Annotated in this window: 8 protein-coding genes; 6 read left to right on the plus strand and 2 right to left on the minus strand. The window is 54.0% G+C overall.

Annotation, left to right across the window (positions count from 1 at the left end):
• Nucleotides 1-184: 184 nt before the first annotated feature.
• Together KJS55_RS01205 and KJS55_RS01210 are read left to right on the plus strand one after the other, a co-directional pair.
• Nucleotides 185-4,942: a nicotinate-nicotinamide nucleotide adenylyltransferase gene (locus tag KJS55_RS01205; protein WP_228300427.1), complete on the plus strand. Its 4,758-nt coding sequence runs from the start codon at nt 185-187 to the stop codon at nt 4,940-4,942.
• 33 nt (nt 4,943-4,975) lie between these two features.
• Nucleotides 4,976-8,116 (plus strand): UvrD-helicase domain-containing protein, encoded by a 3,141-nt coding sequence (locus KJS55_RS01210; protein WP_213542505.1) that lies wholly within the window; start codon nt 4,976-4,978, stop codon nt 8,114-8,116.
• A gap of 294 nt (nt 8,117-8,410) precedes the next feature.
• Here the strand turns inward: KJS55_RS01210 and KJS55_RS01215 are convergent, their stop codons facing one another.
• Together KJS55_RS01215 and KJS55_RS01220 are read right to left on the minus strand one after the other, a co-directional pair.
• Complete coding sequence (locus KJS55_RS01215; protein WP_187031253.1) at nt 8,411-8,938, minus strand: IbrB-like domain-containing protein; 528 nt, start codon at nt 8,936-8,938, stop codon at nt 8,411-8,413.
• The gene (locus tag KJS55_RS01220; RefSeq protein ID WP_187031251.1) at nt 8,928-10,262 is read right to left on the minus strand and encodes a phosphoadenosine phosphosulfate reductase; all 1,335 of its coding nucleotides are present in this window, start codon (nt 10,260-10,262) and stop codon (nt 8,928-8,930) included. Before KJS55_RS01220 ends, KJS55_RS01215 begins: the two co-directional genes overlap by 11 nt.
• A 584-nt stretch (nt 10,263-10,846) precedes the next feature.
• Between KJS55_RS01220 and KJS55_RS01225 the strand changes: the two genes are divergently transcribed.
• The 4 genes from KJS55_RS01225 to KJS55_RS01240 all read left to right on the plus strand — a co-directional run bounded on the left by KJS55_RS01225 (nt 10,847) and on the right by KJS55_RS01240 (nt 13,289).
• Entirely contained in the window at nt 10,847-11,224 is a 378-nt protein-coding gene (locus tag KJS55_RS01225) for a hypothetical protein (protein ID WP_213542506.1), read from the plus strand.
• A gap of 670 nt (nt 11,225-11,894) precedes the next feature.
• Nucleotides 11,895-12,413 carry a site-specific integrase gene (locus KJS55_RS01230; protein WP_229600190.1) on the plus strand — a complete coding sequence of 173 codons (519 nt, stop codon included), beginning with the start codon at nt 11,895-11,897 and terminating at the stop codon, nt 12,411-12,413.
• A gap of 210 nt (nt 12,414-12,623) precedes the next feature.
• Nucleotides 12,624-12,875: a hypothetical protein gene (locus KJS55_RS01235; RefSeq protein WP_213542507.1), complete on the plus strand. Its 252-nt coding sequence runs from the start codon at nt 12,624-12,626 to the stop codon at nt 12,873-12,875.
• Between the two features lie 21 nt (nt 12,876-12,896).
• Nucleotides 12,897-13,289, plus strand: coding sequence for a hypothetical protein (locus KJS55_RS01240; RefSeq protein WP_213542508.1), 393 nt, complete (start codon nt 12,897-12,899; stop codon nt 13,287-13,289).
• The last annotated feature ends 664 nt before the right edge of the window (nt 13,290-13,953 follow it).

Below are 13,953 nucleotides of genomic sequence, written 5' to 3' on the forward strand. Positions count from 1 at the left end.
CCTGTCAAATTGTCCTATGAAGGGATGCCGCCTGGTATTTTTGGCTTCCCAACAAAGGAAAAACGCGGTATACTACTCTCGTCATCAGAGATCTCCGTGCGCTCGTCCGCGTCGGAGAGACCGCCGCCCCTGTTGCCGGGGGAGAGACGGCCTGCTGTCTATGTATCTGGAAATGGAGGCGCCTATGGAATCCCGTCTTGCCCAGTCCTTTGAGGAACCGCACTTTCTACAAAAGCTGGCCATGAGTCAGACTGACCTTACCCAATACCTGAAGAGCCTGGAGCAGGCTCTTGCCTCCTTGCTGCCCATCCGGGAGCGGCTCTCCTGCGCCCGGGTAATCACTACGCTCCGTCCCCTTTTAAGCCTGATTGCACCGGAGCCGGGAGAGGGTTGGCTGGAGTATGCCTACCGCACGGCGGTCTCCCTGCCCTATCCCCAGCCGGACAGCCGGCACACAGCTGCCCAGCGGGACGCTGCCCTGTGCATTCTGCAATGTCTTCAGCTGCTCTTTGACCGGGAACGGCAGGCGCTCCCCTTCGACCCCTGGCTGGACTTTGCCTTTTGCACGGAGGAGGAGGTGTCCGACAGTGCCGTTGCAAAGGAGTACCGTCTTTTTTTGCAACTCTGGCGGGAGGAGTATCTCTATGAGCTGCTGCGTCTGAGCCGGGAGGCAACGCCTTTCCGCACGCTGGACCATATCGCCGGTGTGCACCATGTGGCCATGACAGTGGGGCGGGCCTTCCGTGCGGGTGGGGGACTGATCGATCTGGGATTGATGTCCGGCGCCGCCGCGGGACATGATATCGGAAAATTTGGCTGCCGTCCGGGAGAACGGGTACCCTATCTGCACTATTACTACACCGACCAGTGGTTCTCCCGCCGTTCCCTCTCCACCATCGGCCTCATTGCCGCCAACCACTCTGTCTGGGACCTGGAGATTGAGAACTTGTCTGCAGAGTCCTTGGTACTGGTGTATGCGGACTTTCGGGTGAAGCAGACCTATGATGCCCAGGGCCGGGAGATGGCGCATATTTTCTCCCTGCGGGAGGCTTTTGACGTTATTCTAAACAAGCTGGACAATGTAGATGAGGCAAAACGGCGGCGGTATCAGTTCGTCTATGCCAAGCTGCAGGACTTTGAGGAGTACCTGGCCTTTTTCGGCGTGGACACCACCCTGCGCACCCCCGGCGGCGCGCCGCTGCCCCGCAAGGACCCTGCGCTGATGACCTCTCAGGAGGTGGTCCACGCCCTGCGGCACACCGCTGTGGAGCACAACATCCGCCTGATGCACCGTTTGAGCCGGGAGCAGCTGTTCGTAGGCACACTGGAAGCTGCCCGCGGCGAAAAGGACCCCGCCCGCATCCGTGCCTATGTCGCAATTTTTGAGGAGTACTTCACCTATTGGAGTGTCAGCCAGAAAGAACAGACACTGGAATTTCTCTATGAGCTGCTACTGCAGCCGGATGGTGATATCCGCCGCCAGTCCGCCCACCTGATGGGGCACATCCTGGCGGGTTTTCTCTCCGGCTATAAGAAGGAACTTCCCGCCGATGTAGAACCCAGTTCCCAGGAGGAGCGTCCCTTTGAGCTGTGGGCGGAATATCTGGATCGCCTGATCCACCCGGATCACCACCTGACCCCCCGGCAGATCAGCATGATCCGCTATCAGGCCAAGACCGTGGCAGATGCTCTGCTGGAAAACTGCGCTCCTGCAGATGCCCCGCGATTTTCCCAGCTGCTCTTCCATCACTGTCAGAAGGAAGTCTCCGACGCGGAGGCGGCCTTTGCTCTGCTGGACACGGTTTTGAATGTGCCGCTGGAGCACATCCCAGACCTGGCCGCGCTGACGGACTTTACCCTGTGGTGGCTGGCGCACGGAGAGGCACCGCAGCAAGCGGCGTCTTTGCGCCTGCTCCGCCGGCTGCTTCCGGCGTTCCCGGCGGATTCAAAGCTGCGGGGGCAGGTGGCTGGCGCCGTGGAGCATATGGAATGTCACGGCAGTACACTTCTCCTCTTTCTGCAGGCCCAGCTCGGTTACAGGCTGAATCTAGAGACTGCGGACCTCTGGTCCCGGCTGGATCAGGCGGAGACCGTCAGCAACGTTTTTCTGGATAATCTCAAGTCTGCCACGCCCTGGGTGCTGAAGGCGGTGGGAGTGGAATACCTGCTGAATCAGGCCTCCCACAATCCCCATGCCAACCTGCTGCACATCGCCACCCACTTTTCCAATCTCATCAAGGTCAGTGAGAATGTGGTAGTACGGAGAATGGCCGGCGCGGCACTTTTGACCATCGCGCCCCTTCTCTCTGCGGACCGGCGCAACGAGATCGCGGTGGAGCTCTCCAAGGCTTTGGAATCCGGACAGTCGGAGATTTCCCAGTACATTCCGGAATATCTGGGGCAGTTTGCCCTGTGGCTCTCCCCCCGGGAGCTGGACGAACTGCTGGACCAAATGCTGGGGCTTCTCTCCTCCGCCAACACCGGCGTGGTTGCCGCGGCCCTCTCCACCATAGGTTCCATGCTGGAGCACTACGCCGTCTATGGCCAGCGCTTTCCGGAGGATGCATGGAGTCATGAGCTTCGGTGGCGAATCATGGCCTCGCTGCTGCTCAAGGGGCTCTCCTTCCGGCAGGAGTCCGTCCGGCAGGAGGTGCTACGGGTGGTGGGTGAAAAAATCTTTGCCTCCACCGTCCTCTCCCTGGACGATAAACGAAGTATTTTCACCCTGACGGCCAAGAAATTCCTCTTCCTTATTCACGAGCAGAAGACGGACGAGCTGACCTTCTTCTACACCGCCGCAGCCCTCAGCCACATCTACCGTTTCATTGTCCGCCACCGCATTCAGAGCGGTCCCTTCCAGTTTGAAGACTGCAGCAAGGTGGCCTTCTTCCCCGGCACCTTCGATCCCTTCTCCCTCTCCCATAAGGGGATCGTGCGTGCCATCCGAGACTTGGGCTTTGAGGTCTACCTCGCCATCGACGAGTTCTCCTGGTCCAAAAAGGCTCAGCCCTCTCTGGTTCGGCGGCAGATCGTGAGCATGTCTGTGGCGGATGTATTTGACGTTTATCTCTTCCCTCACGACATCCCGGTAAACCTGGCCTCTCCTCTGGATTTGGACCGCCTGCGGGAGGTCTTTGCAGGGCGGGAGCTGTACTTGGCGGTGGGCTCTGACGTGGTAGCCAACGCCTCCTCCTACCGGGCATCTCCTTCTCCCGGCTCCGTCCACCACCTCAATCACATTGTTTTCCGCCGCTCCAGCGATGCGGAGGGGCACGAAATTGACGCGGATCTCTCCCGGATTCAAGGGGATGTGATTGAGCTGCAGCTCCCCACCCATCTGGAGGACATCAGCTCTACCCGCATTCGGGAAAATATCGACCGGGGACGGGATATCTCCAATCTGATCGACCCCGTGGTACAGGATTTTATCTTCCGAAGCGGCCTATATCTGCGGGAGCCCCAGTACAAGCAGATTATTCGGGCCAGCTATCTGGACTTTACCTTTGCAAAAACGCCGGACGAGCGCCTCTGGACGCAGCTGCGCGCTGCCCTGCCGGAAACACCGCAGCCGGACCCCCGGGACGAGGTCTGTGTCTTGTGGGATATCAGCGCCAAAGCGCGGCCTCTGGGTTTTCTGACGCTGCGGACCGTGAACTCTGGCGGCCTCTACGATGCCTTGGGGGATGAGGCCCTCGCCAACTATGTCCGTGTGCGGACGGCGGGACGCATCCGGCTTCTGACGGGGCTCTATACCGTGCCTGGCGGAAGCTATGACCTGGAACAGCTGCTTTTAACCGAGGCACTCTCTCTGGCCATGGCGGAGGACTGCGGCTATGCCGTCTGGTGGGGACCCTGCCGCCCTCAAACTCTGGACTTATTGGAGCGCCAAGGCTTTGTCCAGGCGGAGGCCGTCAGCGGCTACCCGCTGCTGATTGTGGACATGCGTTCTCCAGTGACACTGATGCAAAACATTCTCACCACCCTCAAGGAGCCCTTCTCCTCCGATGGTCAGGTCCTCACCGCCGTGGGGGCGGCCCACGCCCAGCTCCAGCGGGCCATCCGAGGCCTCTATCCGGGCACGCTGGTGCTCTCCCTCAACGCGGAGGTCATCTATCACCGCCTGGTGCGGAAAATTACGGAGCTCAATGGCGTGCCTGCGGAGCCCACCCACCCCAGGGTCCTGGGGCCGCTGATGTGCGTGCCCTTCGGCAAAATTCTCCGTGGCAACGCTGTGCCCAACACTGTCACCAAGACCATTCATACAGACAAAGTCTTTGCCCCTGACCTCAAGTCCTTTGGCATCGAGGCATATCCCGGCTATGCGCCGCTGGAAAGCCAGATTCGTATGATCCGTTCCTTCCAGCGTCCGGTGGTGTTGGTGGACGACCTCCTCCACTCCGGCAACCGCCTCAAGGTGCTGGACCCCTTGTTCCGGCGGGAGGAATTGGATATTCGCCAGGTTCTGGTGGGGCTGATGTCCAGCCGGGGCCGAGACCTGATGACCGCCAAGGGGCGAGAGGCGGACTCCGTTTATTTTGTGCCAGATTTGCGGGCCTGGTTTGTCGAGTCCACCATGTACCCCTTCATCGGCGGTGACACGGTGGGCGGCGCCGAGAGCTCTGTGCCGGGGCTTGCGCCGTCAGTAAACTTGATCCTGCCCTACGCATTCCCCCGCTTCTATAAGGACTGCGACCGGCAGGCGGTGTTCCACTTCTCCCAGACGTGCCTGGAAAACAGCCGTGATATCCTGCTGGCTCTGGAAAACGCCTATCGGGAGCGCTACGCCCACAACCTCACACTCTCTCGCCTCAGCGAGGCGGTGATCCTTCCTCTGGCTCCCGACAAGGGCGGCGCTCTGCGCTACGATCCCAACCTGCCGGCCTCGGTGTGTTTGGACAACGACCTCAAGATGCTGCTGCGCATGCGGGAGCTGCTGGAATAAGGACCCATATTTAAGAAAGAAAGGAGGCCGGCGATGTATATTGCCGATCTTCACATCCACTCCCGTTTTTCCCGGGCCACCAGCCGCGAAGGGGATCTCCCCCACCTGGACTGGTGGGCGCGGCGCAAGGGCATTGGGCTGGTGGGCACCGGCGATTTCACCCACCCCGCCTGGCGCGCAGAGCTGCGGGAACAGCTGGTTCCGGCCGGCGAGGGACTTTATACCCTGCGGGAGGACCTGCGCCTGCCCCAGGAGGCGCCCGGCCCAGCCCCCTACTTCGTGGTGACTGGAGAAATCAGCTGCATCTATAAGCGTCACGGAAAGACCCGAAAGGTACATAACTTGCTTCTTCTGCCCTCCCTGGAGGCGGCGGATGAGCTCTCGGCCCGGCTGGAGGCCATTGGCAACATCCGCTCCGACGGGCGTCCCATCCTGGGGCTGGACAGCCGGGACCTGTTGGAGCTGACGCTGGATACCTGTCAGTCCGCGGAGCTGATCCCCGCCCATATCTGGACGCCGCACTTCGCCATGTTCGGCGCGTTCTCCGGGTTTGATACCGTGGAGGAGTGCTTTGGGGATTTATCCGAACACATTCACGCAGTGGAAACCGGCCTATCCTCCGACCCGCCCATGAACTGGCGGCTCTCTGCCCTGGATCGTCTGACCCTGGTCTCCCACTCCGACGCCCACTCCCCCGCTAAACTGGGACGGGAGGCGAACCTGCTGGAAACCGGTCTATCCTACCCGGAGCTGACTGCGGCGATCCGTACCGGCGAGGGCTTTCTCGGCACCCTTGAATTTTTTCCGGAGGAGGGCAAGTACCACCTGGATGGACACCGCGGCTGCGGCGTATGCCTGACCCCGGCAGAAACTGCGGAGCGAAGCGGCCTTTGTCCCGTTTGCGGTAAAAAACTTACCATCGGCGTAGAGCACCGGGTGGAAGCATTGGCGGACCGGTCCGCCGGCTTCCGGCCGGAATCTGCCAAGCCCTTTGAGTCTCTGGCCCCACTGCCGGAGGTCATTGCAGCCTCTACCGGCAGCTCTGCCTCTGGTAAAAAGGTCCTGACGCTCTATGATCAGATGCTTCATACGCTCGGCCCAGAGTTCTCCATATTGCGAGAAGTTCCCACAGAGGACATTGCCCGGGCCGCAGGCCCCTGCGTGGCCGAGGGCATCCGGCGCCTGCGCCTGGGCCAGGTGAAGCGGCAGGCGGGTTTTGACGGGGAGTATGGCACCATCACCCTGCTGACTCCGGCAGAAATTGAGCAGTTCAGCGGACAGATCTCCCTCTTCGGCGCGGAGGCTCCCAAAAAGGCAGTCAGGAAGCGGGAGCTAAAAAAATTGTCCAGTCCGCAGCCCCAAGCAGTTCCGGAGGAAACCATGAACGAGGGACAACTGGCGGCGATCACCGCCTCAGCCCCGGTTGTGATGGTAACTGCCGGTCCCGGCACCGGCAAAACCAAGACCCTGGTGGAACGCATCGCATGGCTGGTAGAACAACAGGGTATCCGGCCGGAAGAGATTACCGCAGTGACCTTTACCAACCAAGCTGCCTCCGAGATGCGTTCCCGGCTGGAGCAGCGGCTTGGCGGGCGCCGTGTTGTGGCCCCCATGACGATTGGAACGTTTCATGCCATCTGCCTGCGCCTGTTGGGTGATGTCTCCCTCATCAGCCAGGGCGAAGCCCTGACCCTGGCTGATGACGTTCTCCGATGTGCCGGAGTCCGGGGGAATGCCAGGGAATTTTTGCAGGCGGTGTCCCGGATGAAAAACAGCGTGCTGTCGGAGGAGCCGCCGGCTCCCGAGTTGGTCGAGGCATATGGAGAGCGGCTTCAGGCCCTGGGCGTTCTGGACTTTGACGACCTGCTCTCCGAGGCTCTGAAGTTGGATGCCGCCGGCCGGCGCAGTTTTCACCATCTCCTGGTGGACGAATTTCAGGATCTCAACGACGCCCAGTATGAGCTGGTTCAGGCATGGTATCGCAATGGAAAGAGCCTCTTCGTAATCGGGGACCCGGATCAGTCCATTTACGGCTTCCGTGGGGCCTCCGGTCGCTGCTTTCAGCGCCTGCGGCAGGCATATCCCGATGCTGCGGAGATTCATCTCGCGGAAAATTACCGCTCCGCCCCCGCTATTCTACAGGCGGCGGCTTCGGTCATCCATCACAATTCCGGCGGCCAGCGAACTTTGCTCCCACACCGTCCGGAGGGGCCCGCAGTCCGGCTGGTGCAGGCGGCGGACGGCTTCTCTGAGGCCGTTTTCATCGCCAAGGAGATCAACCGGATGACTGGAGGCGTAGACATGCTGGAGGCCCAGGCCCTGGGCCATGAGCGGGAGGCCCGCGCGTTTTCCGACATTGCGGTGCTCTGCCGTACCCACCGCCAGCTGGAACTGGTAGAAAAGTGCCTCCGTCATGACGATATCCCCTGCGTTGTCAGCGGCCGAGAGGACTATCTGGAGGACTCCGGCGTACGAGGCATGCTGGCTTTTCTCCACATGCTACAGGTGCCTGCGGATGGCGCGGCTCTGGAAACAGCCCTGCGGCTGCTGTGGGACTGCCCGGCGGATCTCGTGGAGAAGGTTCGCCCCACCTGTCAGATGCAAACCGTCTTCGACCCAGAGCTTTTTCGGGAGATTGTGCGCGGTTATGGGGTTCTGGAGGCCTGGCTGGATCGGGCCCAGACCTGGCTTCCTCTGTTGGCTCAGGAGCGTCCACACGTTCTGGTGGAGCGGTGGTCGGAGATGTACGGGCCCTCACCGGCTTTGGATCGGCTGCGGAATGCTGCGGTTTTCCATGAACGCTTCCAGGAATTTTGGAGCAGCCTAGTCCTCGGCCAGGAGGCCGATCTCCGGCGGGCCGCAGGTAAGGGCTGGGAGTCCGGTGCGGTACGGCTGATGACGCTGCATGGTGCCAAGGGGCTGGAGTTCCCGGCGGTCTTTTTGGCCGGCTTAACAGCGGGCACCCTTCCCCTGGAATCCCAGCGCCATCCGACGGATCTGGAGGAGGAACGCCGGCTCTTTTACGTCGGCATCACCCGCGCCCGAGAGGAGCTGATCTTCACGGCGGCTCCGGAACCATCCGCCTTTTTGGCAGAGCTGCCAGAAAACCTTGCAAAGGAAACCGTAGGCCAGCGACACGAACCCCCTATAGAGCAGATGAGTCTTTTTTCATAAAATAGAAGAAGACGCCATGCCTTTTGGGCGTGGCGTCTTCTTCTATAACGATATGGAGGCATCCGCTGACATGGCATGGTTCAGTCCGTACTCTGGGTGATCGGTCTCATGGAACGATTATGAAAAACGTTCAGGTTCTTCTATGAGCTGCTCTTCAAGACAACAAGCAGTCTGCCGGAAGCTGTCGCAAAGAAGTTCCAATCTCGTATTCCTTGCCTTCTCAAATATCCGGAAAAAGTTGGCGGCATCTTTGCTTTGAGAATGACACGAAATCTCTGGTGTACCAAAGGGGCTTTAGCCGTCTTCCTCTTCTATAGGCTGCCATGCCGATCCAAAATCGGCATCCCGGAACAGCGCCGCCAGCCCCGTGATCTGCTTTAGACGAAGGATTTCATCTTTATCCATCCCCAGATGCTTTGAAATCCAGGCATCAGACCTTCCCAATTCATGCAGCTCCTGAATGATGTTACTCATCAGATCTACATTATGTGTTCCACGAGCCCGGTTATGGCGAATCGTGCTGGCCATGCGGTGATCCAGCGGCTTATCAATCACGCTGACCGGAAGCTTTCCCTGTTCACGCTCGTAAATATCCGGGTAATCCAGCATAATCCGGTAGCGGTGAAACCCGTCTACCAGGATATACTTGTCCCGTTCCCTATCATAATAGCAGACAACCGGCATCGTGTAGCCATCCTGCTGAATACTATCATATAGCAGCTTAAGCTCCGGCGGCGCAACGGAATTGGGATTGTATGTATTGGGCTCAATTTTTTCAACTGGCACTGCGATCACATGGTAGACAGGGCTCTTATATCCCATCCTGTTTCACCACCTCTTTATATTTTGTTTTCAAACCGTCTACCCGCCTTTGCTGCTCCCGCGTCAGGCCAAAGCCCATAAAACGGCAGGTATGGTCGTTTCGCAGAATGCAGTAGCACATGCGCTTCCAGCTTGGCACATCTTTTGTGGATTTAATGTCATCTGTGTGATCTGGAATCTTACCAAGGAAGATCACGCGGGAATCCCGCATCACCGTGTAATTGGAAACGCCGTTGCGCTGGATGCGGTAGCCATGGGCAATGAGCTCCTGGATGGTTTCCTCCCCCAGCCCACCTCCCGTTTTATGCCAAAAATCCAGAGAGGTCTGAAACTTTTTGATGTAGTTGTTTCTCAGTCTGACAGGAAGTGTGGCCAGCAGAAACTTCGTGTAGGACTCCCACGTGTGGCCCTCCGGCAGCGACAGCGTCCGGTAGGCCAGCGCCTTGGTCTTTCCATAAATGGCGCCGAAATTTGCCCCCCGCACACGCCCCACCAACCTTGTCCAGATCTCCGGATCAATGACGCGGTACAGATTCAGGCTGTCCTTGGCGGAATCGTTGAAAGGAGACGCCACCCGCATCTGACTTGGCTTTAATCCGGCCATGTAATAGAGATCGTACAGTTTGTTGTAATCGTAGCCGAACAGAGCGTTCGCGTGCCAGACATCGCTGGTGGACCAATCGTAAAGCGGCGAGGCGGCATAGGTATCCTTAAACTGCTTTGAAATCCAGCATCGATCCTGATAGCCGTACTTTTTGTTCAAAATACCGCTATACCGCTGCAGAGATTCATCGGCGCGGATTCCCAGCAGACAGACAGTCTTTCCGCCTCCATGGGCAGTTCGGTACCAGCGGCCAAACTGCTTGGCCAGGTCCTCCTGATGCATCCGATAGCGGTATGTTGTCATTGGATTGTTTTTCAGATTGATGACGTATGGATGACGCGGCATTGGGCGGACCCAGATTTCTTCCTTTGTGTCGTCCCAGGGATACCAATACATCTGGTAGCTGCTAAAACAGGTCCGGGTCGCCATTGGCAAACAGACCCAGTACAGATCAACCATGCGCTCTTTTTCTAACCGTTGAAAGGTCCGCTCCACGTACTCAGTTGTCACGGAATACTGTGCCTCAAAATCCTGATGAAACACGCCAATTCTTTTATGGGGGTAATATTTGCTCCGGAAATCCAATGCCATATTCAAAAGAAGCCCGCTATCTTTACCTCCGGAGAAAGAGACAAAAATATGATCAAATTCTTTGAAAATAAAGTGCATCCGCTGCTGAAACGCCTCATATACAGTTTCTTTCAAATATTGCCGAATCATATCACCACGACCTTCTTACTTCCATATATTGTAAATTTATCCAAATTCTTCTATGGTTTATTTTACCACAGTTTATAAATTTATCAAATATATTGTCGAAAAGTGTCGAAAATCCCTTGACTATGTACGATCCGGGTTCGGTCCAGGCCGCAAATGAGTGCCAAAGATATTGCAGCCATGACGAAGGAGATTGGGCTGCCAATGTCCGCAGGATCAGATGCCCTACAGCTCCGCAGTATAGAGAAAAACCGACTTTATTGAATCCTAAATATGCCTGTTTTAAGTGATGTCAGCAAAGGATGCCTCCCCGTTTTCCAGCCTTGTTCTTCTCTATATGCTTTATTTGATTTGCAAGCTGGCTCCGCTTATTGAAAGGCAAAAAACTACCCCCCCCCTTATTTTCAGTGATAAAGAAGTATTTGTAGGGGGAAAAGGATATCCAAAAATTGTTCTATCATGGTCATCAGAGTAGATGAGCCTTCACAAATCCTCCGATTGGAGGTAGACGAAAAACTCAACGGGCTATTTGCAAAACCTATACAGCTGCTGTGTCAGACTTAGTGGAAAGCAAAATTAGAGTTCCATTGGACGGAAGTTATCAGCCTAATGAAGACGAATTTCTGTCCGTTGAGCATTTCACTTTGTCAGATGAAATGAGTGAAGCCGTTCGAGATCCTATAAGAGTAATCCCATATCAAAAAGAAGATGATTCCTTTCCTGAAATCAAAGCGATTTTTGTTGGTAAATCTGTTAAAGTAAATGGCACCGAAACGTTCCTGGTTGCATTTCAGCGTTTTCGGAAGGAGCGGTATATCTCTCCAAGAGGCTGCAATCTCTTTTTTCCCAATCATACATTTTATCGCCAGCGCAACTTTGGAATCAGCATACTGGATAGGTTGACTGCTACTATAACAGAGGAGAATTGCAGTTTTCCTCCGTCTTCTTTGCGCGGCAGGTTTTGACTTGAGTAGATTCTACCGTTCTGCCACGGATCAAGAAGTTGAATCATTTGCTTCCAGCAAACTACTGTCTGTAGAAAAATCTTAGGAATTCAAAAATATGACCAATACATGGATTCGTCGCAAAATCGCAATGATCAATGATTCTGGTAAATAATTCAGCTGCCAAAATTAAAAGATTGGCTAAACTAGCAGGCATCGACATTGTGGTAGAAGGCAAAAAGACTGTCATCCCCAATGATAAAGAGCAACTAAAAATTGTCCTGGGATTCCTTGATGAAGATGCATATAAAGGCCCATTTTTGAATAACATGTTTCTTGCAAACTCTAAGCGGAAGATCAAACAGTAAATCGAAAGCATATAAAGTCAGAGGGGCAAGGTACTTTGTACCTTGCCCCTCTGGTTCTGTTTTGACATCACAACCACACCCTCACGGCAAAGCCGCCTTTGAAAAAGTAGTGTTCGTGTAATGTCCATTTTGGCAAGGGGAGACAATTCGAATCCCGCATGCCTTTGGGCCTTTCAGGACAATTTTTACCGAAGCTTCAGCATATTTGTATAGTACAGGTATCCTACAACCAATAAGTTATAATGCACAGTACCATGCTTTGACCCGCTCATAATATCGGCCTTCGCTGGCGAAACGTCCATCTGGATGAAGACTGCTTCGGTGTGGTGGAGCAGCTTCCGTTTGATGTTCCTGCCGACACCACCACAATCTCGGAAATGGCTCCGGTCAAGTCCAGCGAACGCACCCTTCCAATCACGCCACTCACGAAGCCCTATTTTGAGCGGCATTTAGCCCTTCAAAATGAGCAGAAGCGGTTTTCCGGATTATCAGGAGAAATTTACTATGACAACGATTTGGTATTTGCCAAGCCAAACGGTGCTCCCAAGCGGCGGGAGCGCATTTCTGCAAACTTCGGCCAGCTACTTCGGCACTCCGGTATGCCTCATATGCGTTTCCGTGATTTAAGGCACACAGCGGCTACCAACATGCATCAATTAACCGGGGACTTCTACACAATAGGGCAAATTTTAGGGCACAGCTTAAAGGGAATCGGCATCCAGCTCCAGCTATCCAACAACTTAGAGGCTGTCACCGCTCAATATGTGGATGTGCGGATGGATCGTAAATTATTGGTGCTGAATACCTATCATCAGTCAGTGCTTGGAGAGAGCGCAGAATAAGACCCTCAAAAAATGGGAGGCTGTAAAACAGCCTCCCATTTTTTGAGGGTGCCGCAGCGTCGCAACGCTGCGAACTTTTTTAACGGTACATCCCAATAATCTGTTCAACAGTGGGTATTTTATTACTTTATCAAAATGTCTAAGTGAGTAGACATTTGGGGGAAATATGCTATACTATAATCATCGTAATATCAATTTGGAGGTGTTACCTTGGAAGGACTTTTTGCTTTTTTGAGTTTTCAAAATATTGTAAACATTTTTGTTATTTTAGGTGGTGTTTCAGCTTTTATAATATATGCCACTCAAAGACGGGCATCTGTTAAATCAGCCTTTACTATGGTCATCAATCAGATAGATGGTATTGAAGAAGTAATATCTAAACTTCGTTCCACGCAAGCCGATGGTAAATTATGTAATGAGGAGGTGTTTAAATCAGATCAGATTTTATCCAGAAATTTTTAGTCTGAATATAAGCATCTTATCATGCGACAATTAGATCAGACTGATATAAAAATTTTAGATGAATTTTTTTATAATGCTGAACAAATTGAATTGGCTCGTAAGTCAATCATTAAGGCGATGGAAAACGGTTGGCACTCCAAAGCATTGGCGGAGCAATATATTTTGGCAACATATTTATCAGCTGGAATTGATCAAAAATTAAGTCACTTACCTGGAGAACAACCTGATTTTACTGCAATCGATAGTTTTGTCGAACAAAAATGCCGTTTATTCTCCCAGACATTTGAACCCCGGTTTGAACTGTTTACCCCTAATATTCCAGTATCTATTTTAGTAAAGCAACTAAATTTCTATAAGCCGATTTCTACCAGTGTTACATATAAGAAGGTTAAGAAGTGCTCCTATAATAAATAGAAGATGGGACTCCTCTCATGTGGGGGTCCCATCTTTTTACTTTTGCCTCATCGTAGAAATGATATAATATGAAAAATTAATTTTAAACCTCAATCGTGGTCTCTCTGTGCTCCCCTTTTTATAAAGAGCAAGCTATATTTTAGTACAACTCTTTACTGCTTAATTTTAAGGTGCCGGGCACCATTTGGGCACCATAGAACCAAATTTTTGTATGCTCTACTCATCGGGCGGGCACCACAAGTTCGGCACCACGGGCACCATTTCGCAGAATTGCGCCCTCAATCTGAGCAACACGCAAAAAAGAAATCCCTTGAAACCATTGAGGCTCAAGGGATTTGTGGCAGGGGGTAACAATTCCGAACCCTGCACCCAAAAGTCCTGTGCTGCAACAGATTTGGAAATCAGGCGACTACGTCCCGAAAGGTTCTCTGCGGCAAGAGGAACTCAACGGTATTTCACCCATATCCAAAAACATCATAACCTTCCTAATTAAGTCAATATAGAAAGCTAACTTAGAGAAACGGAGTTTCGTCAAAGTATCTTCTTTTATACAGAGTTTTTCATCTGTCTTTTCATTTCTGTACCCGGTCCAATGTCTCACTGTCAACAGTGGGTACACGGGCAGTATAAACTGAAGTTTCATTTTATGGCTCCAGGTGAAAGA

This window comes from Pusillibacter faecalis (genome assembly GCF_018408705.1).
In the GTDB taxonomy this organism is placed as follows: Bacteria; Bacillota; Clostridia; order Oscillospirales; family Oscillospiraceae; genus Oscillibacter; species Oscillibacter faecalis.

Coding starts and splice junctions, on each gene's coding strand:
- KJS55_RS01205 (WP_228300427.1), top strand. CDS start 185: ATGGAATCCCGTCTTGCCCAGTCCTTTGAGGAACCGCACTTTCTACAA.
- KJS55_RS01210 (WP_213542505.1), top strand. CDS start 4,976: ATGTATATTGCCGATCTTCACATCCACTCCCGTTTTTCCCGGGCCACC.
- KJS55_RS01215 (WP_187031253.1), bottom strand. CDS start 8,938: ATGGGATATAAGAGCCCTGTCTACCATGTGATCGCAGTGCCAGTTGAA.
- KJS55_RS01220 (WP_187031251.1), bottom strand. CDS start 10,262: ATGATTCGGCAATATTTGAAAGAAACTGTATATGAGGCGTTTCAGCAG.
- KJS55_RS01240 (WP_213542508.1), top strand. CDS start 12,897: ATGCGACAATTAGATCAGACTGATATAAAAATTTTAGATGAATTTTTT.